The 20,963-nt window shown below is 70.1% G+C and carries 19 protein-coding genes, 1 tRNA gene and 1 pseudogene; 14 read left to right on the plus strand and 7 right to left on the minus strand.

Annotation, left to right across the window (positions count from 1 at the left end):
* Window positions 1–399: 399 nt before the first annotated feature.
* The 5 genes from IEX49_RS16635 to IEX49_RS00020 all read left to right on the plus strand — a co-directional run bounded on the left by IEX49_RS16635 (window position 400) and on the right by IEX49_RS00020 (window position 4,899).
* Window positions 400–1,551 (plus strand): HesA/MoeB/ThiF family protein, encoded by a 1,152-nt coding sequence (locus IEX49_RS16635; protein ID WP_229672046.1) that lies wholly within the window; start codon window positions 400–402, stop codon window positions 1,549–1,551.
* The gene (locus IEX49_RS00005; protein ID WP_229672047.1) at window positions 1,544–2,872 is read left to right on the plus strand and encodes a molybdopterin molybdotransferase MoeA; all 1,329 of its coding nucleotides are present in this window, start codon (window positions 1,544–1,546) and stop codon (window positions 2,870–2,872) included. The genes IEX49_RS16635 and IEX49_RS00005 overlap by 8 nt, the downstream gene beginning before the upstream one ends.
* Before the next feature lie 95 nt (window positions 2,873–2,967).
* Entirely contained in the window at window positions 2,968–3,468 is a 501-nt protein-coding gene (moaC, locus tag IEX49_RS00010; RefSeq protein WP_229672119.1) for a cyclic pyranopterin monophosphate synthase MoaC, read from the plus strand.
* Window position 3,469: 1 nt separating this feature from the next.
* On the plus strand, window positions 3,470–4,660 hold the full coding sequence (locus IEX49_RS00015; protein WP_229672120.1) for an NTP transferase domain-containing protein: 1,191 nt from the start codon (window positions 3,470–3,472) through the stop codon (window positions 4,658–4,660).
* The gene (locus IEX49_RS00020; protein ID WP_188803024.1) at window positions 4,660–4,899 is read left to right on the plus strand and encodes a MoaD/ThiS family protein; all 240 of its coding nucleotides are present in this window, start codon (window positions 4,660–4,662) and stop codon (window positions 4,897–4,899) included. Before IEX49_RS00015 ends, IEX49_RS00020 begins: the two co-directional genes overlap by 1 nt.
* Before the next feature lie 50 nt (window positions 4,900–4,949).
* On the opposite strand, the gene moaA is transcribed toward IEX49_RS00020, so the two are convergent.
* Genes moaA through IEX49_RS00035 form a run of 3 tightly spaced genes read right to left on the minus strand, consistent with a single transcriptional unit; the run spans window position 4,950 to window position 7,172 of the window.
* On the minus strand, window positions 4,950–6,122 hold the full coding sequence (moaA, locus tag IEX49_RS00025; RefSeq protein WP_188803026.1) for a GTP 3',8-cyclase MoaA: 1,173 nt from the start codon (window positions 6,120–6,122) through the stop codon (window positions 4,950–4,952).
* A complete protein-coding gene (locus IEX49_RS00030) occupies window positions 6,119–6,625 on the minus strand; it encodes a molybdenum cofactor biosynthesis protein MoaE (RefSeq protein ID WP_188803027.1) in 507 nt (168 codons plus the stop codon). Before IEX49_RS00030 ends, moaA begins: the two co-directional genes overlap by 4 nt.
* Window positions 6,612–7,172 (minus strand): molybdopterin-binding protein, encoded by a 561-nt coding sequence (locus IEX49_RS00035; RefSeq protein WP_188803029.1) that lies wholly within the window; start codon window positions 7,170–7,172, stop codon window positions 6,612–6,614. Before IEX49_RS00035 ends, IEX49_RS00030 begins: the two co-directional genes overlap by 14 nt.
* A gap of 84 nt (window positions 7,173–7,256) precedes the next feature.
* Between IEX49_RS00035 and IEX49_RS16640 the strand changes: the two are divergent.
* Window positions 7,257–7,697, plus strand: a pseudogene (locus tag IEX49_RS16640) (OsmC family protein); the annotation flags it as partial.
* A gap of 225 nt (window positions 7,698–7,922) precedes the next feature.
* Window positions 7,923–8,402 carry a globin gene (locus IEX49_RS16645; RefSeq protein ID WP_373286663.1) on the plus strand — a complete coding sequence of 160 codons (480 nt, stop codon included), beginning with the start codon at window positions 7,923–7,925 and terminating at the stop codon, window positions 8,400–8,402.
* On the opposite strand, the gene IEX49_RS00045 is transcribed toward IEX49_RS16645, so the two are convergent.
* Window positions 8,399–9,133, minus strand: coding sequence for a DUF8185 domain-containing protein (locus IEX49_RS00045; RefSeq protein WP_229672048.1), 735 nt, complete (start codon window positions 9,131–9,133; stop codon window positions 8,399–8,401). The genes IEX49_RS16645 and IEX49_RS00045 overlap by 4 nt on opposite strands.
* 188 nt (window positions 9,134–9,321) lie before the next feature.
* Between IEX49_RS00045 and IEX49_RS00050 the strand changes: the two genes are divergently transcribed.
* The 4 genes from IEX49_RS00050 (at window position 9,322) to IEX49_RS00065 (ending at window position 13,634) form a co-directional block, all read left to right on the plus strand.
* Window positions 9,322–10,302, plus strand: coding sequence for an acyl-CoA thioesterase (locus IEX49_RS00050; RefSeq protein ID WP_188803033.1), 981 nt, complete (start codon window positions 9,322–9,324; stop codon window positions 10,300–10,302).
* A gap of 78 nt (window positions 10,303–10,380) precedes the next feature.
* On the plus strand, window positions 10,381–11,223 hold the full coding sequence (locus IEX49_RS00055) for an N-formylglutamate amidohydrolase (protein WP_188803035.1): 843 nt from the start codon (window positions 10,381–10,383) through the stop codon (window positions 11,221–11,223).
* On the plus strand, window positions 11,220–12,491 hold the full coding sequence (locus IEX49_RS00060; RefSeq protein WP_188803037.1) for a peptidase MATCAP family protein: 1,272 nt from the start codon (window positions 11,220–11,222) through the stop codon (window positions 12,489–12,491). The genes IEX49_RS00055 and IEX49_RS00060 overlap by 4 nt, the downstream gene beginning before the upstream one ends.
* Before the next feature lie 99 nt (window positions 12,492–12,590).
* Complete coding sequence (locus IEX49_RS00065) at window positions 12,591–13,634, plus strand: glutathione synthetase (protein ID WP_188803039.1); 1,044 nt, start codon at window positions 12,591–12,593, stop codon at window positions 13,632–13,634.
* Window positions 13,635–13,668: 34 nt separating this feature from the next.
* Here IEX49_RS00065 and ettA read toward each other — a convergent pair whose 3' ends face one another.
* Window positions 13,669–15,351 (minus strand): energy-dependent translational throttle protein EttA, encoded by a 1,683-nt coding sequence (gene ettA / locus IEX49_RS00070; protein ID WP_188803041.1) that lies wholly within the window; start codon window positions 15,349–15,351, stop codon window positions 13,669–13,671.
* Window positions 15,352–15,419: 68 nt separating this feature from the next.
* Window positions 15,420–15,995 (minus strand): single-stranded DNA-binding protein, encoded by a 576-nt coding sequence (locus IEX49_RS00075; protein ID WP_188803043.1) that lies wholly within the window; start codon window positions 15,993–15,995, stop codon window positions 15,420–15,422.
* Between the two features lie 207 nt (window positions 15,996–16,202).
* On the opposite strand from IEX49_RS00075, the gene IEX49_RS00080 reads away from it, so the two are divergent.
* Window positions 16,203–16,275: transfer RNA gene (locus IEX49_RS00080), tRNA-Arg, on the plus strand.
* 8 nt (window positions 16,276–16,283) lie between these two features.
* Here IEX49_RS00080 and IEX49_RS00085 read toward each other — a convergent pair.
* Entirely contained in the window at window positions 16,284–17,222 is a 939-nt protein-coding gene (locus IEX49_RS00085; RefSeq protein WP_188804104.1) for a LysR family transcriptional regulator, read from the minus strand.
* Between the two features lie 77 nt (window positions 17,223–17,299).
* Between IEX49_RS00085 and IEX49_RS00090 the strand changes: the two genes are divergently transcribed.
* Window positions 17,300–19,087: an L-aspartate oxidase gene (locus IEX49_RS00090; RefSeq protein WP_188803044.1), complete on the plus strand. Its 1,788-nt coding sequence runs from the start codon at window positions 17,300–17,302 to the stop codon at window positions 19,085–19,087.
* A gap of 320 nt (window positions 19,088–19,407) precedes the next feature.
* Window positions 19,408–20,919, plus strand: a complete 1,512-nt coding sequence (locus IEX49_RS00095; RefSeq protein WP_188804106.1) for a DUF2079 domain-containing protein — start codon at window positions 19,408–19,410, stop codon at window positions 20,917–20,919.
* The last annotated feature ends 44 nt before the right edge of the window (window positions 20,920–20,963 follow it).

A 20,963-nucleotide genomic window follows, 5' to 3' on the forward strand; every position in this document is an offset into this window, starting at 1 on the left:
CGGCCAATGCCACCTTTCCTGACGTGATGGACATGGTTTCAACGGCCGTCACCGGCCGGTACCAGTCCGGGTTGCGATCACATCGGAACAGCACTGTGATGAGTCACACCCCCAGGGTGGACAATCTTCTGATCAAGCTACCGAGGTGGGCCGGACGGGTACCGGCCGCCCACCCCGATGAATGGACAAGTCCCGAAAAAGACACCCGAAGGTCAGTGGGTTTTTGAGCCACATCCATGGGACGGAACGGCCGGTAGCCATCCTGCCAGCCAGTCCCAGACCAGCCACCACCAAGACTCACAGTGGGTCTTGACACCCCAGACCCACCCGAAGTCGACGGACAACGCGGGGTTGAGTGCGCCGCAGGCCGGCGCGGACGCCGCGGACTAGGCTGGCCCCATGCCCCAGGACCGCCCCGCGCACACCGCAGAACGGACGCTCCGCCAGCGGACCCTGCCCCAGATCGGCGATTCCGGACAGGAACTCCTCTCACAGGCCTCCATCGCCGTCGTCGGCGCAGGTGGACTCGGCTCGCCCGTCATCAGCTACCTCGCGGCCGCCGGTATCGGCACCCTGCACGTCATCGACGACGACCAGGTGGAGCTGAGCAACCTCAACCGCCAGACCCTGCACGGCGTGGACACCCTCGGCGGGCTCAAGACCGACGGCGCGGTGTCTGCGGCCCGGCGCCTCTCCCCCGAGACCACGGTCATCCCGCACACCGTCCGCCTGACGGACGCCAACGCGGCGGACCTGCTCGCCGGCGCCGATCTGATCATGGACGGCAGCGACTCCTTCACCACCCGATTCATCGTCCACCGGGCGGCCACCGCCCTCGGCACGCCGGTGGTCTTCGGAGCCCTGATGCAATGGAGCGCCCAGGTCACCGTCTTCTGGTCCGATCCTCCCGTGGCCTCCCGCCTGCCCGCCGTCGTCCTCACCGACGTCTTCCCGGACAATGCCTCCACCCATGCCGCACCCGGCTGTGCCGAGGCCGGGGTCCTGGGCGCCGTCGTCGGGATCACCGGCTCCCTGATGGCCCTGGAGGCGATCAAGCTCGTCCTCGGCACCGGCACGCCGCTGTTGGGTCGGATGATGCTGATCGATGGGCTCTCCGGCACCACCACGGACATCCCCCTCACGCCGTCCGCCGCGTCAGCCGGCGGCACCGCCCGCGTGGTCCCGATCGACCGCGCTGACGTGGATCCGGCGGCCGTCTGGCTCGACGTCCGGAGGCCGGAGGAATCCCGTGAGCGCCCCGGCCCGCCCGGCACGGTCGAGCTGCCCCTCGACCGGCTCCTGCGTCTGCGCCACGGCCCGGAACTGCCGCTGCCACCCGATCACCCGCTGGCGCCCGTCCAGGCTGCCCTGGCACCCGGTGGCATGGTCGGGCCGCCGGAAGAAGCGACGCTGCTGCCCTTCTGCGCGGCCGGCCCCCGGAGCGCGACGGCGGCCCGTCACCTGGCGCGCCTCGGCTGGCCCGTCCAGGGGTACCTGGACGGCGGACTTCCCACCGCAATCATCGAGCCCCCGGGAGACCATCGTGGCTGAGGCCCGCTACCGCAGCACCGTCGAGGACCACCAGCACCGGGTCCTCACCCTGGCCCCCCTCCTGCCCGCAGACACCCGGCCCCTGGCCGAGGCCGCCGGGCTCACCCTGGCGGCCGACGCCACCGCCACCCTGGACCTGCCCCCGTGGGACAACTCCGCCATGGACGGATACGCCGTCCGATCGGAGGACACCACGCGAGCCTCCGCGGAGGCACCGCTCCGCCTGGACCTCGTGGCGGAACTTCCCGCCGGCACGGAGGCCGACCCGGCGCTGGCCCCCGGCCAGGCGGCCCGCATCATGACCGGCGCACCGATGCCCACGGACGCGGACGCCGTCGTGCCCCTGGAGGATGCCGTGGGCTGGGACCCGGCCGCACCCACCGCCGGCACCGAGACCCCCACTCACGTGGAGCTCCACCACGAGGCCGCGGCGGGACGCCATCTGCGGCGGCGCGGGGAGGACGTGCGCGCCGGCGACCTCGTCTCCCCCGCCGGCCGGCCGTTGACACCGCACCGGCTGTCCGCACTCGCCGCCGCAGGCATCGTCGAGGTGCGGGTCCGGCGCCGGCCGCGGGTCGTGGTGGTCAGCACCGGATCAGAGTTGGTGGCCCCCGGCGAATCGGTCCGCCGCGGCCAGATCCCCGACTCCAACAGTCTCCTGCTGGCGTCCCTGGTGGCGGCCAGCGGCGGGCTGGTGGTGCACCGGGGCCGCGTCTCCGACGACCCCGCTGAGCTACAGGCCGTGCTGCAGTCCACCCAGGGCGCCTCCGACGCCGTGATCCTCACCGGAGGGGCCAGCGTGGGGGCCCATGACGTCGCCCGCCTCGTCCTCGCGCCGGACTCACCGGGCGGCACGGTGCGGTCCGCGCCCGACGGCGGGGCCCCGGTCCCCGAGGATCCCACCGTGCGCTTCGACCGGGTCGCGGTCCAGCCGGGCAAGCCCCAGGGCTTCGGCCTGCTGCCGGACGGGCGGGCCGTGTGGTCGCTGCCGGGCAACCCGGTCAGTGCGTGGGTGTCCTACCTGCTGTTCGTGGAGCCGGGGCTGCTGGCCATGCAGGGCCGCGACGCCCCCGTGGCCCCCTGGCAGCCGGTGATCACTGAGGAGGACTGGCGTTCACCGCCAGGGCGCGAGCAGTTCGTGCCGGCACGGGTGGTCTCCGCTCCCGGGGAACCGTTGCGGATCGCCCAGGCCACCGAACGTGGCTCCGGATCCCATCTGGCCGGCCGGATGGCCCGCGCCACTGGACTGGCCCGCGTGCCCGCCATCACCGACGCGGTGTCCGCCGGAGACACCGTCCTCTACCGAGCCCTGGAGGCCTGATGACCGAATCCCCCGCTGTCCAAACCACCGCTATCGGCTCCAGTGACGCTGGAGCCGACGGCTTCACCCACCTTTCCGGTGACGGCTCGGCCCGCATGGTCGACGTGACGGCCAAGACGCCGACGATCCGCAGCGCCACCGCTGAGGCCACCGTGCTCGTGGCCCCGGAGGTCCTCGAGGCCCTGACCGGGGGGACTGTGCCCAAGGGTGATGTCTGGGCCGTGGCCCGGATCGCCGGCATCCAGGGTGCCAAGAAGTGTGCCGAGCTCTTGCCGCTCGCCCATGTGATCGGTGTCCATGGCGCCACGGTGGACTTCGAGGTCGGCGAGGGTCGCATCCGCATCATCGCCACCACCCGGACCGCCGACCGGACCGGGGTGGAGATGGAGGCCATGTCCGCCGCCTCCGTGGCCGGTCTGGCCGTGGTGGACATGGTCAAAGGTCTGGACCGGGCCGTCGAGCTGACCGGAGTCCGGCTGCTGGAGAAGACCGGCGGCCGCTCCGGCACATGGCGCCGTGACGACGCGGAGCACCCGGCAGCGCCGGAAGCGCCGGAGGCTCCGATGTCCCCAGGTGCACCGGTCGACCGTGGCTGAGATGCTGGCGGCGATCGTCCTGGCGGGAGGAGCGTCCACTCGCATGGGCCGGGACAAGGGTTCGATCGTGGTGGATCCCGCCGAGGGAACCACCCTGCTCGAGCGCACCGTCCAGGCCGCGCTGTCGGTCGGCGCCACCACCGTCGTGGTGGCCGGTGACCGGTCGGTGCCCGCTGCGCCCACGGTGCAGGCTGTGCCGGCATCCTCCACAGGTTCGGCGGCCTATCAACGCTCCATTCAACGCTCGATCCTGGACTCGCCGGTTGTCCGGTTCGTGCGTGAGGACCCACCGCAGTCCGGCCCGGTCGCGGCCCTGGACGCCGCACTGGCCGCCCTGACAGCCCTGACCGCCCTTGAGGCAGACCGCGTCCTGGTGCTGCCGTGCGACCTGGCCGATCCGGTGGCGGCGGCCCGTGAGCTCGTCCGGGCCTCCGACCGCACCCGGGCCGGCGCCCTGAGCGGAGCCCTGGACACGGCCCTGGATGGAGCCCTGGACAGCGGCGGCCACGACGGCGGCCACGACGGCGTCGTCGCCGTGGACTCCACCGGTCGCCGCCAGCACCTGACGGCCCTCTTCCGGCTTCCGGCCCTGCGCCAGTACGCGGCACCTGCCACGATGGACGGTGGCACCCGCGTCACCCGGGTGCGGGATCGGGTCGCCGGCCTGGACCTGCTCGAGGTTCCCGAACCGGCAGGCAGCCCCGGTCTCTGGGACGATATGGACACCCCCGAGGATCTGGAACGCCACCGGCCCCACCAGGCAGGATCTGCCACGACACCACCAGGAGCACCTTTGCCTGAGAACAGCACCACCAAACCCGACTCCACGGAACCCCACTCGACTGAACCCCGCGCCGGCGAGGTCCCGGCCGGCACGCACCGCGGCCCCCACCGCGAGCACCAGCGTGACATTCCCGGACTGGCGGACTGGCTGGACGCCGTCGCCGCAGAGCTGGGCCTGCCGGCCTCTGTCGTGCTCCCCGGCCCCCTGCTGGACGTGGCCCGAGACGTGGCCCACGGGGTCCTGCGCCCCGGGGCCCCGACCTCGACCTACCTGATCGGCGTCGCAACCGGACTGCAGCTGGCCGGTCAGGAGCGAACACCGGAGGAGATCGCCGACCTGGTGGACCGGCTCTCGGCTCGGATCCAGGATCTGGCCCTCGGCTATCACCCGGCAGGGGGTGAGGGTTGATGGCCCGGATCCGTCTCTTCGCGGGGGCCGCTGACATCCTGGGCGCTTCCGAACTCACTCTCGAGGCCGCCACCGCGGGCGAACTGCGCCGGCTCCTGGTCGCCGGCCACGGAACCACCGCCGAGCAGGTCGTCTCCCGTTGCTCTCTGATGGTGGACGGCGTGCGCGCGGCCGAGGACGACCACCCGGTCCAGGCGGACTCCCTCGTGGACGTCCTGCCCCCCTTCGCGGGCGGATAACTGACAGCCGACGGGCCGGCGTCAAGAGCCGCCCGTCCAGAAACGAGCCGTCAGCCGCCGATGGCGTTCATGCCGCGGCCGGGCTGGACGAAGTCCGGGTCGTCGATGCCGTGGCCGGCCTTCTTGGCGCCGACCGAGATCTTCATGGCCGCGGCCAGGTCGGCGTCCGAGGCGGAGCCAGCCAGTAGGGTCCGCAGATCGGTCTCCTCCCGGGCGAACAGGCAGTTGCGCATCTGCCCGTCAGCGGTGAGTCGCAACCGGTCACAGTCCCCGCAGAAGGGCTTCGAGACGGAGGCGATGACGCCCACGGTGTGGGGGCCGCCGTCGACCGTGTAGAGCGCGGCCGGGGAGGAACCGCGGCCGGGGACCTCGGCGAGGTCGAAGCGCTCGGCGAGCCGGGCGAGGATCTCCTCGCCGGAGACCAGGTTGTCCCGCTTCCAGGTGTGCCCGGCGTCCAGAGGCATCTGTTCGATGAACCGCATCTGCGCGTCCTGGGACACGGCGAAGGCCACGAGGTCCGCCAGCTCGTCGTCGTTGACCCCGCGCATGGCGACCGCGTTGAGTTTGAGCGGGCGCAGCCCGGCGTCCCGGGCGGCGGCGATCCCGGCCAGGACGTCCGCGTGCCGGTCACGGCGCGTCAGCTGACGGAACTTCTCCGGCTGGAGGGTATCGATGGAGATGTTCACGCGGGACAGCCCGGCCTCCTGCAGGGCGGGAAGCCGCCGGTCCAGGGTGATCCCGTTGGTGGTCATGGCCACCGGCAGGCACCCGCCCCCGGACGCCTCGGACAGCTCGATTCCGGCGAGCCGAGTCACGATGTCCTCGAGGTCCTGGCGCAGCAGCGGTTCACCGCCGGTCAACCGCACCCCGGTGATGCCGTGATCCACCGCGATCCGCACCAACCGTTCAATCTCGGCGGCCGAGAGCAACTGGTCCTTCGGCATGAACGGGCCGGCATCCTCGGGCATGCAATACGTGCAGCGCAGCGAGCACTTGTCCGTCAGCGAGACGCGCAGGTCCCGGTGCACGCGTCCGAAACCGTCCGTCAAGGACCGGCCGGTCCCCTCATGGGGTCCGACGCCGGCAAGCTCGGCCGGGGTGGGCAGCAGCCGCCTGGCCTCGGGGCCGGGTGCCGGTGCTGACGCGGTGTCCGCAGCGCCGGTGGGGCGTGCGCCCGGCCCGGTCGCGGTCCGGGTGGTCAGAGTGATCGGCACCGAACTCATGGCAGTCCCACCCAGTGAGCCTCGCCGGAGGCGGTCTGTTGCTTCTTCCAGATCGGGACCTCGGCCTTGATGTCCTCCACCACGGTCCGGCACACCTCAAAGGCTTCGGCCCGGTGCGCGGAGGCCACGGAGACCACCAGGGCGAGGTCGCCGACGTCGAGGTGTCCGATCCGATGCGCCGCGGCGACCCGAACCTCCCCGCGTGGGTCCCCGGGGCCGCGGACGTGACGCGCCACGATCTCCGTCAGCACGGCGTCCGCATCCGGATGCGCCGAATAGTCCAGCGAGGTCACGGTGCCGATGGCTTCCGGATCATGGTTCCGGACGATGCCGGTGAACGTCAAGGCCGCCCCGCAGGCGGAGGTCACGACGGAGGATTCCAAGGCCACCGGGTCCAGGGGTTCCTCGGTCACCCCGGTGTGGACGGCTGCGGCCGACCGGGGTGCCGAGGCGAGCGTTGTCGGGACGGGCCGCACGGTGGCTGCATCCTCAGTGGCGGGCATGGTCGCCGCCTCCACCGAGTTGTTCGACCAGGTGCGCCAGCAGGGGCGCGAGCAGAGGGATGCTCTGGTCCGTGGCCCGCAGGGACCCGGGGAGGTTCACGACCACGGTGGGCTTGCTGCCCTGCCCGCCAGCTGTGGTTGACGTGGCTGCCGTGGCTGCCGTCGGATTCGCGCCCGCGGATCGGCCGATGATCCCGGCGCGTCCGCGTCCCAGGGCAGCGGTGGGGGTCTGCGAGGCACCCTCGCGGCGCAGCATCTCAGCGATGCCGGGCAACTCCGTGCCGATGAGCCCGTCCATGGCCTCAGGCGTCAGGTCGCGCGGAGACACGCCGGTCCCGCCCAGGGTGATGACCACGTCTGCCCCGTTGCTCCGTGCCGTCCGGACACCGGACCGGACGGATTCGACCCCGTCCGCCACAACGGCCCCGTCCGCCGTCCACTCGCTCAGATACTGGGCCGCCAGCTCGAGAGCGCGCGGGCCCGCCGTATCCGCGGCCTGGCCCGCATGGGCCCGGTCGGAGACGGTCAAGATGTGGATGTGTGGCATCAAACCTCCCAGCGTCTCTCGAGTCTAGGGTGACGAGGGCAGTCCGGCCAGCGCACCACCCAGCAGCACCCACCGGCACCACCTATGCGGACCGTGGCGGAGCCGCAGCACGGCTGCGACGCCGCGGGCGGTACCGTAGAGGACGTGGAACACTCCTTCTCCCTGCATGCCGAATGGACCGGAAATCGGGGCTCCGGCACCTCCGGTTACAAGGACTACGGCCGTGAGCTCGTGGTCCGCGCCGAGGGCCCCGGCGAACTCAACGGCTCCGCCGCGCGGGCCTTCCACGGAAGCGACTCCCGGTGGAACCCCGAACAGCTCCTGCTCGCGGCCCTCGCCGAGTGCCACCTGCTGTCCTATCTCCAGGCCGCCACGCAGGCCGGGGTGGTCGTCACCGGCGCCTCCGTGCGCGCGGAGTGTGTGCTGACCCATGACCACGACGGCGGCCGTGTCACCTCCGCGACCCTGGTCCCGGAGATCTGGCTCGCCGACGAGGACCAGCGCCGCACCGCGGACGGGCTGCACGCAAAGGCCCATCAGCAGTGCTTCATCGCCCGGTCCGTCAGCTTCCCTGTCACCATCAAACCCCAGCAGGTGCGCCGCCACCAGAACCAGAACCTGCCAGAGTTCGGCAGCCGCCTGGGCGCGCCCATCGCGGTGCTGAAACCGCGCCAGGGCAAGGCACCCAGCCAGGTGACCGGTCTGCAAGACCGGCCCGCCGCCTCGACGGGTCACCGCCCGCCGCAGGTGATGGCTCCCGCCTCCGGCGCCGCTGCCAGCACCGGTGGTGGTGCTGGGGCCGCGGCCGGCGGAGGCGGAGCTGCTGGTGCTCGTGCCGATGCGGGAGCCCAGCCGGAGAACGCGAGCTTCTACGAGCAGGTCGGCGGGCACGAGACCTTCGTGAAGCTGGCCCGGGTGTTCTACGAGCAGGTCGCGGCGGACCCCGAGTTCAGGGCCATGTACCCAGAAGAGGATCTCGGCCCGGCCGAGGAACGGCTGCGGATGTTCCTGGAGCAGTACTGGGGCGGGCCGAAGACGTACAGCGAGCAACGCGGCCACCCTCGGCTGCGGATGCGGCACGCGCCCTACACCGTGGACTTCGCGGCCCGGGACACCTGGCTGCGGCACATGCGGGCAGCCGTGGATTCCCTCAACTTGGCACCGTTGCTGGAGGAGACCCTCTGGGACTACCTGGAGCGGGCCGCCCACTCGATGGTGAACTCGGCCTAGAGCAGCATCGGCTGACGGCAGAGCACGTACCCGGCCGCGTTCGAGAGGCGCACCCAAGGCCCCGAGGTGTGGACCGCCGTCGTGCCCTGCGGGCTGAGGAAGCCCAGGCCGTGCGCCGCGAACGCCGCTCCGGCCGGCAGGAAGCCGTCACCGGCCTCCGCCGAGGTGCCTCCCAACAGCCGTCCCCAGACCGCGGCGCGAGCCTGGGCGACCATGGAGGCCCCCGGGTCCTGGGGCAGTGCGTCGGCCAGCTCACGGATCCCGTCCCGGGCGATCTGCTGGAGTTCGCCATCCTCCACCGTGGCCACCGGCGTCCATCCGCCCCGGGGCGGGGTCACCGCCGTCCACGGGGCACTCTCGGGCGCCGGAGGCAGCGTGAAGGCCGTGGATCCCGTGGCAGCCATGCGGGCCAGCCGCTCCAGCACGGAGGACAGGGCATAGACCGCATCGACCCCGTCATGCCGGCCCTCCACCAACCGAACCGTCCGTAGGCCCAGCGCCACCGGAACCCGGTCCCCCAGGCCGCGCGGGTGCAGCACGGAGACCCAGGAGGCGAGCACGTTGCCGGCCACCTGGAGACGCAGGCCCGTATCGGCCATGGTCTTGGCCCGCGCTGCGTACCGTTCGAGGTCCTTGGCCGCCTCCAGATCCTCCAGGCGCAGTTCCGGGCCGGCCGGGCCTCGGGGGGGCGTGGAGTCGGGACGGAACGGATCGACGGGTGAGGAGGACATGAGATCCATTGTCCCATCGTCGGGCACCTGGGACAGATCACCTCGGCGATCCCTGGACGCCCCCCGGGCAGGTCAACGCGATGGTTCCACGCCGGCGGAGTAGACTGCCGGGACGGTTACCGGCCGGTACCGAGAGAGTCGGGCAGGCCGGATCAGCCGGGCGGCTCGGAGACAGCGAAGGGGCATTCATGAGTACTGGCAAGGTCCACAAGGGGCGCAACGACTTCCCAGAGGATCCTACCGACGTGCTCCGCAGCGTCCTGGACCTGACCCCGGCTGGCGAGGACGCCGCCACGGGCGATCTCCTCTTCACCGGTGAGACCCCACCTCAGGCCCGCGGCCGTGTGTTCGGCGGGCAGGTCATGGCCCAGTCCCTGATGGCCGCCATCGCCACCGTGGACGGGGAGCGTGGCATCCACTCGATGCACGGGTACTTCCTCCGCCCCGGCAACGCCCTGCTGCCCATCACCTTCGCGGTCGAGACCCTGCGTGACGGACGGTCCTTCTCGGCGCGTCGCGTCCAGGCGATGCAGGAGGGCAAGACCATCCTGTCCCTGATCAGCTCCTTCCAGGATCCGGTGTCCGGCCTGGACCACCAGTCCCCCATGCCCACGGCGGTACCCGACCCGGAATCCCTGCCGTCCACCTCGGACCGGCTCGGCCGGATGCGTCACCCGATCGCGCAGGAGTGGTCCTGGGCCCGGCCCTTCGACATCCGGCACGTGGATCCACCCATCGAGATCGCGCCGGACCGGAGTGAGGTGGCCACCAACATGGTGTGGATGAAGACGTTCTCCGCCATGGAGGGTAACGCGAACCTGCACCGGGCGGCCCTGGCCTATGCCTCGGACTACACCCTCCTCGAGCCAATCCTGCGCCGGCACGGCATCTCCTGGGTTCGGCCCGGGATCTCGGTCGCGTCCCTGGACCATGCCATGTGGTGGCACCGGCCGGCTCGCGTGGATGAGTGGCTGCTGTACGTCCAGTCCAGCCCCTCGGCTCAGGGCGCCCGCGGGCTCAGCAACGGGCGGATCTACTCGCGTGACGGTGAGCTGGTGGCCTCGGTGGCCCAGGAGGGGATGATCCGGGTGCCCGGCGACCTGCAGTACCGGGTCAAGAACTCGGTCCAGAGCCTGCTCCTGAAGGGCGCCGGCCGGCCACGTCGGTAGCCGGCCGGTGGTCAGCGGCCGGCGAAGTAGTCGGTGGAAACTGGCCGACCTCCAGGGCTGGTGGTCTACGTTGAAGACATGGACGACGACACCCTGACGACCACGCATGGTTCCGGGAACGCCGATCTCCTGACGGCGCTCGGCCCCTGGGACGGCCAGATCGTCTTCACGGCGGTCCACGCGGGCCACGGCCTGCGCCCTGAGGTCCGGGACCTGATGGTGCTGGACGAGGCCACCCGCTACCGCGAGGAGGACCCGCATACGGACCGGATCGGCTCGGGACTGGAATCGGGCATGGTCATGCACCGTTCCCGGTTCGAAACCGATCTCAACCGCGCACGCGACACCGCCGTGTACCTGGACCCGGAAGACTCCTGGGGCCTCCACGTCTGGAGGGACGGCCAGTTGCCGGACGACGTCGCCGAGCGGAGCCGGCGGGTACACGATGCCTGGTACGAGGAGCTGGCGCACCGCATCGCCCCGATGGCCGCCCGGGGACCCTTCGTGGTCTATGACCTGCACAGCTACAACTACCGCCGGGACGGTCCCGACGCCGGCCCAGCACCCCAGGAGGGGAACCCCGACGTGAACGTCGGGACCGGATCCCTGGACCGCGAACCCTGGAACCCGGTGGTGGACGCCTTCATCGAGTCGATGTCCGCCGAGGTCATCCCGGCCACGGGACGCCGGCTTGATGTTCGCGAGAACGTCCGGTTCTGGGGTCAGAACGAGGGCCGCTGGGCCCACCGGCTGTTCCCGGACACCGCTTGCGTCCTGGCCCTGGAGTTCAAGAAGACCTTCATGGACGAGTGGACCGGAGAAGTCGACGAGGAGCACTTGGCGCAGCTGGCGGACGCCTTGGCACGTACCGTCCCGGCCGTCACCGCCGCGCTGGGGGAGGTCGAGGTGCCGACACCATGAGTGCCAAGAAGCCCACCAGCTCCGAGGACAAGAAGACCCGGCGCGATCAGGCCGAAGGCAAGCGCACCGAGGTCATGCGGAAGGACAGCACCCGAATCGACGGCCCGCGGGCCGTCGTCGGGCTCTCAACCCGGGACCGGGCGATCGACCATGAGTTGGCGTTGCTGTCCGGCTCCATTCGGTTCCTGCTGGACATCACGCCGATGAACGTGGAGCAGGCACGTACCGAATTCCTCGCCACCGGCGAGTTGCCCGAGTTCGTCTACCGCGACGTGGTGGACGACCCCGAGGTGCTCAAGCGGGTGCTGCAGGACGTGCCGATCCATTTGGTGGACGATACGGTGCTGGGCACCTTACTGCGCAACAAGCACAAGGAGATGTCCCTGCAGCTCGACATGCTCGCGGCCCGTGACACCGAGGACTTCATGCCGCTGAGTATCGAACTCTACGGGGCCATCCTTCCGGACCTGCGGCGCTCGGCCGAGTTGATCCTCGAAACGGTCACGGCCACGGAATCAGCGTCGGCGGGTAGCCTCGGGGCGAAGGAGATCCTCGATCTCGCCCGGGCGGAAATAGACCATTACCGCAAGCAGGACCCGGACATCGAGATGCACGCCGAGATCCGCGACGACGTGTCCGGGGTGATGGTCTCGGGGAGTTCGCTGCTCCTGGGGCCCGAATCCAAGGTCCGGAAGGCCCGCGCGCACGCGCTGCTCCAGCACGAAGTCGGGACCCACCTGGTCACCCACTTCAACGGCTCAGCCCAGCCCATCAAGATCCTCGGCACCGGGCTGGCCCGCTATGACGAGACGCAGGAGGGCCTGGCCGTGCTGGCGGAGGTAGCCTGCGGTGGGCTCACGGCCTTCCGGCTGCGGCAATTGGCCTCCCGGGTACTGACGGTGCACCGCATGGTCACCGGGGCCACCTTCGCCGAAGCGCACGCGGCCCTCGTGGCGGACGGCGTCCCTGCCTCGTCCGCCTTCACCACCACCATGCGTGCGTACCGTGCCGGAGGGTTGACCAAGGACGCCATCTACTTGCGTGGCATGCTCGATCTCCTGGGGCACCTGCGCCGGGGAGGCAGCCTCGACCTGTTGCTGTTGGGCAAGTTCTCACTGGAGGACCTGCCGCTCATCGACGATCTCCAGGAGCGAGGAGTCCTGGAGCCGGCGATGCTCCAGCCTCGGTGGCTGGACGACCAGGACGCCACGGCCAGACTCGGCCGGGCTGCCGCATTGGACGACCCCACGGCGTTCGTCAACGCCTGAGCACGTCCCGCGGACACGGTGCTCGTCACTCCACACCGGCCGTCACCACCCCGGCACCACGCCCCCCGGCCCCCGGCCCCCCGAATGATCGGAGCACGTATGAAAATCGGATTCGTTGTCAACGACGTGGCCACGGAGAAGCCCCACTACACGACCAACCGACTGGCCCTGGCCGCCACTCGGGCCGGCCATGAAGTCCTCCTGACCGGAACGGGAGACTTCGCCTATGAACCCGACGGCACCCTGTCCGTGCTGGCCCGCGGTGGGGCGGACAAGAACTACCGTTCCCTGGAGCGTTACCTACAGGATATCCAGCGACCGGCGACCGAGCGGCAGGTCGCCGTGAACGACTTCGATGTGGTGCTCCTGCGCAATGACCCGGCCGACGACGCCGTGGACCGGCCCTGGGCGCCCACCGCCGCCGTCGCCTTCGGCCAACTGATCACCGACTCCGGGGTGCTGGTGGCCAACGACCCCCACACCTTGGCCAACGCGCTGTCCAAGGCCTACTTCCAACACTTCCCGGAGGCAGTACGTCCTCGCACGCTGATCTCCCGGGACGAATCCATGATCTCGGACTTCATCGATGACATGGGCGGCAAGGCCGTGCTCAAGCCGTTACAGGGGTCAGGCGGGTCGGGGGTGTTCCTGGTGAACCGCAAGGAGTCGCCCAACCTCTCGCAGATCATCGGGGCCATCGGTCGGGACGGCTACATCGTGGCCCAGGAGTACCTGCCGGAGGCCGAGAACGGCGACGTGCGCCTCTTCCTCCTGAACGGCCGGCCCCTCACGGTCAACGGGAAGATCGCCGCATTCCGCCGCCGGAACACGTCCAACGATGTCCGGTCGAACATGTCGGCCGGCGGAAACGCCGAACCGGTTGACCTCACCGACGAGATGCTGCACCTCGTGGAGGTCGTCCGGCCCAAGCTGGTGTCCGACGGGATGTTCCTGGTCGGCCTGGACATCGTGGGCGACAAGCTCATGGAGATCAACGTGTTCTCCCCGGGCGGACTGGGCTCCTGCCAGAGTCTCTACGGGGAGGACTTCGCCGTCGCGGTCATCGCTGACCTGGAGCGCAAGATGGACGTGCGGAAGCACTATGGGGACACACTGCAGAACGCCCGGCTCGCGACCATCTGAACCGGGCGCCTGAAGTGATCAGTCCGTCGGTCCGTCAGTCGCGGGTGAGCTTGCGGTGGGTCACGCGGTGCGGGCGGGCGGCATCGGGGCCGAGCCGCTCCACCTTGTTGGCCTCGTAGGACTCGAAGTTGCCCTCGAACCAGTACCAGTTCGCCGGGTCTTGCTCCGTGCCCTCGTAGGCCAGCATGTGCGTCGCCACCCGGTCCAGGAACCACCGGTCGTGGGAGATGACCACGGCGCAGCCCGGGAACTCCAGCAGGGCGTTCTCCAGGGAGGTCAGGGTCTCCACGTCGAGGTCGTTGGTGGGCTCATCCAGCAGGAGCAGGTTGCCACCCTCCTTGAGGGTCAGCGCCAGGTTCAGGCGGTTGCGCTCACCACCGGAGAGCACCCCGGCCTTCTTCTGCTGATCCGGACCCTTGAAGCCGAACGCCGAGACGTAGGCGCGGGACGGCATCTCGACCTGACCGACCTTGATGTAGTCGAGACCATCGGAGACGACCTCCCACAACGACTTCTCCGGATCGATTCCGCCACGGGACTGATCCACGTAGGAGATCTTGACCGAGTCGCCGATCTTCAGCTCTCCGCCGTCGAGGGACTCATAGCCGACGATGGTCTTGAAGAGGGTGGTCTTGCCGACGCCGTTGGGGCCGATGATGCCGACGATGCCGTTCGGCGGCAGGGAAAAGGACAGCCCGTCGATCAGCACGCGATCGCCGAAGCCCTTCTGCAGGTTCTTGGCTTCGATCACCTGGTTGCCCAACCGCGGGCCCGGCGGGATCTGAAGCTCCTCCAGGTCCAGCTTGCGGGTCTTCTCGGCCTCCGATGCCATCTCCTCGTAGCGGGAGAGACGGGCCTTGGACTTGGCCTGGCGCCCCTTGGTGTTGGACCGCACCCAGTCGAGCTCCTCGGACAGCCGCTTGGCCATCTTGGCGTCCTTCTTGCCCTGGATCTCCATGCGGGCGCGCTTCTTCTCCAAGTAGGTGGAGTAGTTGCCCTCGTAGGGGTACAGGCGTCCGCGGTCCACCTCACAGATCCACTCGGCCACGTGGTCCAGGAAGTACCGATCGTGGGTCACGGCGAGCACAGCACCGTGGTAGGCGGCCAGGTGCTGCTCCAGCCACAGCACGGACTCGGCGTCCAGGTGGTTGGTGGGCTCGTCGAGCAGCAGCAGGTCCGGCTTCTGCAGCAGCAGCTTGCACAGTGCCACGCGGCGGCGCTCACCACCGGAGAGGTTGGTGACGTCGGCATCGCCCGGGGGGCAACGCAGGGCGTCCATGGCCTGCTCGAGCTGGGAGTCGATGTCCCAGGCGTCAGCGGCGTCGATCTGCTCCTGGAGCTTGCCCATCTCCTCCATCAACGCGTCGAAGTCCGCATCCGGATCGGCCATCGCCTCCGAGATCTCGTTGTAGCGCTGGATCTTGCCGTAGATCTCGCCGACGCCCTCCTGGACGTTGCCGAGGACGGTCTTGTCCTCGTTCAGCGCGGGTTCCTGCATGAGGATGCCCACGCTGTAGTCCGGAGTGAGCCGGGCCTCTCCGTTCGAGGGCGTGTCCAGCCCCGCCATGATCTTCAGGATCGTGGACTTGCCCGCGCCGTTGGGGCCCACCATGCCGATCTTCGCTCCCGGGAGGAAGGCCATCGTCACGTCATCCAGGATCAGCTTGTCGCCCACTTTTTTGCGGGCCTTGACCATGCTGTAAATGTATTCCGCCATGGGCCCAAGGCTAGTGGGTGGCCGCCGGAATGCCCGCATCCGTTGCGTCCGGCGGCCACCGGGCGCCCTCAGGCCGCTGACAGGGCCTGCGAGTCAGCCGAGTCCTCCCCTGCCTCTGAGCCCTCAGCACCTTCGACCGCCCCGGCCCCAGCGACCTCGTGGCCCAGCAGCTCGCCGGTCTCCCGGTCGAAGGCCTCCTCACTGGGACCGTCTGACCCGACCGGCCCGACCGGCTCGCCCGACCCCGTCCCGGCCTCCGCCGCTCCGGCCGCCACCTCGCCCGGTCGCCCGGAGGAACGCTGGAAGGTGGCCGTACCCAGGGACAGGTCATGACCGATGGTGTCCGCCTCGATCTCCACGGCGGTCCCGGAACGCTCCTCCGTCTCCCAGGGACGGACCTTGAGCCGGCCGGTGACCACCACGGGCTGACCCTTCTGCAGGGACGTGAAGGCGTTCTGGGCGAGACTGCGGAAGAGATTGACGGTGAACCAGTTCGTGTTCCCGTCCACCCACGCATTCTGCTCGCGGTCGAAGCGCCGGTCCGTGGCGGCCAGCCGAAAATTGCCGACCGGGAACCCGGCCTGGGCGTTGCGGATGGTCGGATCGGTGGCCACGAAGCCGCGGACGGTGATGTGCTGACTCATGCTGGTGCCTTTCGGTGAGCCGGCCCGCGGCCGGCGAGGGGCCGCCGCCGGGCACGGTGTCCGACGGCGGCAGGAAGAGGACTTCCTGCCCTTCCAGCACAGCCGCACCGGCACTGCAGCGACAGAGTGGCACGGTTGATCCGTGGACAACCCACCGGGGACGGTTTCCTGTGGAGGAGGGCCATCCCGCTAGAATGACGGGGCCCAGCCCCAGTAGCTCAGTGGATAGAGCAGGAGCCTTCTAATCTCTTGGTCGGGGGTTCGACTCCCTCCTGGGGCACTCCGCCGTCAGCCGGCGCGGGAGACCAGGCCACCCAGGCCCCGATCCCCGGCGGCGAGCGCATCGGCCGTCCGCAGGATCATCCGGTGCATGGCCGCCGCGGCACGCGTGGGCTGCACGTCCTGGCGGCGGGCGAGGCTGATGGTCCGGCTGAGCCGGGGTTCCGTCAGCCGGACCGAGCGCAGGCCGGGGCGGTCCCCCAACACCATGGCCGGCACCAGCGCCACCCCCATCCCCAGTTCGACGAATCGCAGCACTGCATCCATCTCGGCACCCTCCAGCACCACCTTCGGCATGAGTCCGGCGGCACGGAAGGCCTCGTCCAGGGTGCCGCGTAGGTCATAGCTGGACGGGAAGACGATCTGCGGCATGCCGGCCAAGTCCTTCAGCGTGACCGAGGTGCGACCTCCGAACGGTGCGTCCCCGCCGCCCACGACCACCAGCTCCTCCGTCAACAGCCGGCTGCGGGTGAGGCTCGGTGCGGTCGCCGGATGCGCGTCCGAGGTGATGACGAGGGCCAGGTCAAGGGCCCCGGAGGACAGCTCGTCGATCAGCCCGCGCGAGCCCCGCTCCGTCAGGTGCAGCTCGATCCCCGGGTGGGCAGCGTGGAAGGCTGACACGGCATCGGCCACGATGCTCACGCACAGCGTCGGAGTGGCTCCGAGCCGCACCCGGCCGCGCTGCAGGCCGGCCAGTTCCGCCATCTCCCTGCGCACCGTCTCCGCATCCGCCAGCATCCGGCGTGCCAGGGGCAGCAGGGTCTCTCCCGCGGCCGTCAGGGTGATGTGCCCCCGCGCCCGGTGGAACAACTCGGACCCCAGGTCGTGCTCCAGGGTCGCGATCTGCCGGCTCAGCGAGGGCTGGGTCAGGTGCAGGGACTCGGCGGCGCGGGTGAAGTGCCCCACTCGGGCCACCTCCAGGAAACCCCGCAGCTGCTCCAGGTTCATGGTCATAGCAAAAGCGTATCGTCTCCACTCCTATTATTTATTGGAGTAATGAAGGGTGCCCTCTCTACGGTGGTCCCATGACTTCCACAGCACGTCTTACAGCGCCCCCTACGCCACGTCCCACCGGACGCCCCACCGCCGTGGCCGAACACCAGATCTCCACCACCGTCCTCGTCATCGGCACCGGCGGCTCCGGCCTGCGGGCGGCGATCGAGGTGGCCGAACAGGGCGTGGACGTCCTGGCCGTGGGGAAACGCCCGCGGCAGGACGCGCACACCTCGCTGGCCGCCGGCGGCATCAACGCGGCCCTGGGCACCATGGACGCGGAGGACAGCTGGCAGCAGCACGCCGCGGACACCATCAAGGAGAGCTACCACCTCGCCAACCCCCACACGGCGGAGATCGTCGCCCGCGGCGCCGCTCAGGGCATCGCCGACCTGGACCGCTATGGGATGGCCTTCGCCCGCGAGGAGGACGGCCGCATCTCGCAACGGTTCTTCGGTGCCCACACCTACCGGCGCACCGCCTTCGCCGGGGACTACACCGGACTGGAGATCCAGCGGACCCTGGTGAACCGGGCGGAACAGCTCGAGGTCCCCATCCTGGACACCGTCTACATCACCCGGTTGCTGGTCAAGGACAACGTGGTCTTCGGCGCCTATGGCTTCGACATCCAGGACGGTACGCGCTACCTCATCCACGCCGACTCGGTCATCCTCGCCGCCGGCGGGCACAACCGGATCTGGCGGCGTACCTCCTCCCGCCGCGACGAGAACACCGGGGACTCGTTCCGCCTGGCGGTGGAGGCAGGGGCCCGGCTCCGCGACCCTGAGCTCGTGCAGTTCCACCCCTCCGGCATCATCGAGCCCGAGAACGCCGCCGGCACGCTGGTCTCCGAGGCCGCCCGCGGCGAGGGTGGGATCCTGCGCAACGGCCGCGGCGAGCGATTCATGGCCGCCTACGATCCGGAACGGATGGAACTCTCCACGCGTGACCGGGTGGCCCTGGCCGCCTACACCGAGATCCAGGAGGGTCGCGGCACCGAAAACGGGGGCGTGTGGCTGGACGTCTCCCACCTCCCGCGGGAGACGATCATGACGCGTCTGCCGCGTGTCTACCAGACGCTGCTGGAACTGCAGATGCTGGACATCACCACCGATCCCATCGAGATCGCCCCGACCGCGCACTACTCCATGGGCGGGGTCTGGGTCCGGCCCGAGGACCACAGCACGGACGTCGAGGGCCTCTATGCCATCGGCGAGGCCTCCTCCGGGCTTCATGGTGCCAACCGGCTGGGCGGGAACTCCCTGATCGAGCTCCTGGTGTTCGGACGCATCGTCGGCCAGGCCGCCGTCGAGCATTCCGCCGGTCTCGACGCGCAGCGCCGCTCGCCCGAGGCCGTGGCGGCCGCCCGCGCCGACATCGAGGAGTTGTTGGCGGCGGACGGGCAGGAGAACGTCCGTGCCCTTCAGCGGGCCATCCGCAACACGATGACCGAGCACGCCGGCGTCGTGCGCAGTGAGGCAAGCCTCTCAGCGGGACTGGCCGAGCTGGACGCTATCGAGGCGCGCCTGCAGGACGTCGGCATTCACCCGGACATCGCCGGCTACCAGGACCTGGCCCACGCCTTCGACCTGAAGGCCTCGGCCCTGGCCGCCCGGGCCACGCTGGAGGCCGCCCGTGAACGCCGCGAGACGCGCGGCTGCCACAACCGCAGCGACTTCCCGGACACTGATCCCGAGCTGCAGGTCAACCTCGTCTGGTCACCCACCGCCGGGATCACGCGCGAACAGATCCCGCCGGTGCCGGAGGAGATCGCCGCACTGATCCGGGAGGTCTCCCAGGACGGCAAGCTGGTCGAGTAACCACCGAGGCGTCGTCGAGTAGCCACTGCACCACTCCGGCCGGCGCCGCGCGGCGCCGGCCGGATGACTGTGGCACCGCCGGCCCACCCCGGGTCATTACGATGGAGGGGATGTCCCGATTCCGATCCCCCAGGTGGCCCGTGCAGCAGAATCCCGCCGTTGACGACTCCCGTTCCGGCGACGCCCCGGCACCCTCGCTGGACCGCACCGCAGGGCGGACACCCCGCTGGGTGATCGGGCGCCAACCGGACCGCCGCGACGGCGCGGTGACCGTGGGGCCGCGCACCACCGGCCGCCAATGGTGGCAGTTGGGCGCCGTCATGGCCGTGGCCGCGGTCCTCTACCTGGTCCACTCGTTCCTGCGCTTCCGGAATTTCGAGGCCAAGGGGTACGACCTCGGGATCTTCGATCAGGCCGTGCGCCAGTACGCGCTGTTCCGAGAGCCGATCGTGCCCATCAAGGGCGTGGACTTCAACATCCTCGGCGATCATTTTCACCCGATCATCGCGCTGGCGGCCCCGCTGTACTGGATCTGGGACGACCCGCGCATGCTGGGCATCGCGATGACCGCGCTGCTGGTCTCCACCGCCATCCCGGTCTACCTCTTCGCGCGCCGTCGCTTCAGCCACGCCACCGCGCTGGTCGCCGCCGGTGCCCTGCTGCTGTGGTGGCCGTTCCAGGCGATGGTGAACTGGGACTTCCACGAGGTCTCCTTCGGCGTGCCGATCGTCGCCTGGATCGTCTGGGCCATCGACGGCCGCCGGTACTGGCTGGCCACCCTCCTCGCGGTGTCACTGCTGACGGTCCGCGAGGACATGGGCATCACCCTGCTGGCGATCGCCATGGTGCTGGCGATCAAGCGGGCCTGGCTGCCCGCCGTCGTGACCGCCGTGCTGGGGGTGGCCGGCTACGTCTTCGCCACCTCCGTGGTGATCCCGCACTTCTCCCCCGAGGGCGAGTTCGGCTACTGGCAGTTCACGGCGCTCGGCCCGGACATGGGATCCTCGATCGCGTTCATCCTGTCCCAGCCCCTCGACGCCATCGCCGTGCTGTTCGACCACCCGCTGAAGATCGGGTTGTGGCTGCTGCACTTCGTGGCGCTGTGGCTCTTGCCGTTCCTCTCCCCGTACACGCTGATCGGTGCGCCGATCCTGCTCTCGCGCCTGTTCAACGACCGGCTCAACGTGTGGAGCCCGGTCTATCAGTACGACGCGATCCTGGCCCCGATCTTCCTCCTGGCCGCGCTCGAGGCGCTTGCCCGGATCGGTGCCTGGCGTGAGGCACGCCGTCAGTCGTCCGGTGGTTCTTCAGACCCAGCACGACGCCGACGCACCCGTTCCACAGCCACGGCCGGCCTGGGTGCTCCGGGCTTCGCACAACCCGGGCGGCCCGGGCGGCTGCCCCTCGTGTTCGTCTCGGTCCTGCTCGGCTGCGGCGTCCTGGGCACCGCGGTCTTCCCGCAGGTCTTCCCGTTCCACCGCACGGTGACCGGCGACAACTGGCAGATGACGGAGTGGGCCCATGCCCTGGACCGGGCCGTGGAGTCCATCCCGGACGACGTCTGCGTCGAGGCCGCGGACAACGCCGTGCCCCACCTCGTGGACCGGACCTATGTGGGCCTGCACGGGGACATGGGCGACGAACTGGCCACATGGATGATCATCGACACCACCGTGGAGGAGCTCGGCGGCTGGGATCCGCTGACCCCGGATCAGGCACTGGACCGCGCGCAGCGGCTGGGCTACGAGCCCGTCACGCAGGACGACCACGGCATCTGGGTGCTGCACCGCGATCGGCCGGTGGACCCGGTCTGCGCCACCTACGTGCCGTAGCCCGGCCAGCACCGTCCCGGCCGTGGACGCCTCAGATGATGGGC

It is taken from the genome of Citricoccus zhacaiensis, from assembly GCF_014645315.1.
GTDB lineage: Bacteria > Actinomycetota > Actinomycetes > Actinomycetales > Micrococcaceae > Citricoccus > Citricoccus zhacaiensis.

Excerpts from the sequence above, each read along its gene's own strand:
- moaC (WP_229672119.1), top strand. The coding sequence starts at position 2,968 with ATGGTCGACGTGACGGCCAAGACGCCGACGATCCGCAGCGCCACCGCT.
- moaA (WP_188803026.1), bottom strand. The coding sequence starts at position 6,122 with ATGAGTTCGGTGCCGATCACTCTGACCACCCGGACCGCGACCGGGCCG.
- IEX49_RS00035 (WP_188803029.1), bottom strand. The coding sequence starts at position 7,172 with ATGCCACACATCCACATCTTGACCGTCTCCGACCGGGCCCATGCGGGC.
- IEX49_RS00020 (WP_188803024.1), top strand. The coding sequence starts at position 4,660 with ATGGCCCGGATCCGTCTCTTCGCGGGGGCCGCTGACATCCTGGGCGCT.
- IEX49_RS00045 (WP_229672048.1), bottom strand. The coding sequence starts at position 9,133 with ATGTCCTCCTCACCCGTCGATCCGTTCCGTCCCGACTCCACGCCCCCC.
- IEX49_RS00090 (WP_188803044.1), top strand. The coding sequence starts at position 17,300 with ATGACTTCCACAGCACGTCTTACAGCGCCCCCTACGCCACGTCCCACC.
- IEX49_RS00085 (WP_188804104.1), bottom strand. The coding sequence starts at position 17,222 with ATGAACCTGGAGCAGCTGCGGGGTTTCCTGGAGGTGGCCCGAGTGGGG.
- IEX49_RS00075 (WP_188803043.1), bottom strand. The coding sequence starts at position 15,995 with ATGAGTCAGCACATCACCGTCCGCGGCTTCGTGGCCACCGATCCGACC.
- IEX49_RS00095 (WP_188804106.1), top strand. The coding sequence starts at position 19,408 with ATGGCCGTGGCCGCGGTCCTCTACCTGGTCCACTCGTTCCTGCGCTTC.
- IEX49_RS00015 (WP_229672120.1), top strand. The coding sequence starts at position 3,470 with ATGCTGGCGGCGATCGTCCTGGCGGGAGGAGCGTCCACTCGCATGGGC.
- ettA (WP_188803041.1), bottom strand. The coding sequence starts at position 15,351 with ATGGCGGAATACATTTACAGCATGGTCAAGGCCCGCAAAAAAGTGGGC.
- IEX49_RS00065 (WP_188803039.1), top strand. The coding sequence starts at position 12,591 with ATGAAAATCGGATTCGTTGTCAACGACGTGGCCACGGAGAAGCCCCAC.
- IEX49_RS00060 (WP_188803037.1), top strand. The coding sequence starts at position 11,220 with ATGAGTGCCAAGAAGCCCACCAGCTCCGAGGACAAGAAGACCCGGCGC.
- IEX49_RS16635 (WP_229672046.1), top strand. The coding sequence starts at position 400 with ATGCCCCAGGACCGCCCCGCGCACACCGCAGAACGGACGCTCCGCCAG.
- IEX49_RS00050 (WP_188803033.1), top strand. The coding sequence starts at position 9,322 with ATGAGTACTGGCAAGGTCCACAAGGGGCGCAACGACTTCCCAGAGGAT.
- IEX49_RS00055 (WP_188803035.1), top strand. The coding sequence starts at position 10,381 with ATGGACGACGACACCCTGACGACCACGCATGGTTCCGGGAACGCCGAT.
- IEX49_RS16645 (WP_373286663.1), top strand. The coding sequence starts at position 7,923 with ATGGCTCCCGCCTCCGGCGCCGCTGCCAGCACCGGTGGTGGTGCTGGG.
- IEX49_RS00030 (WP_188803027.1), bottom strand. The coding sequence starts at position 6,625 with ATGCCCGCCACTGAGGATGCAGCCACCGTGCGGCCCGTCCCGACAACG.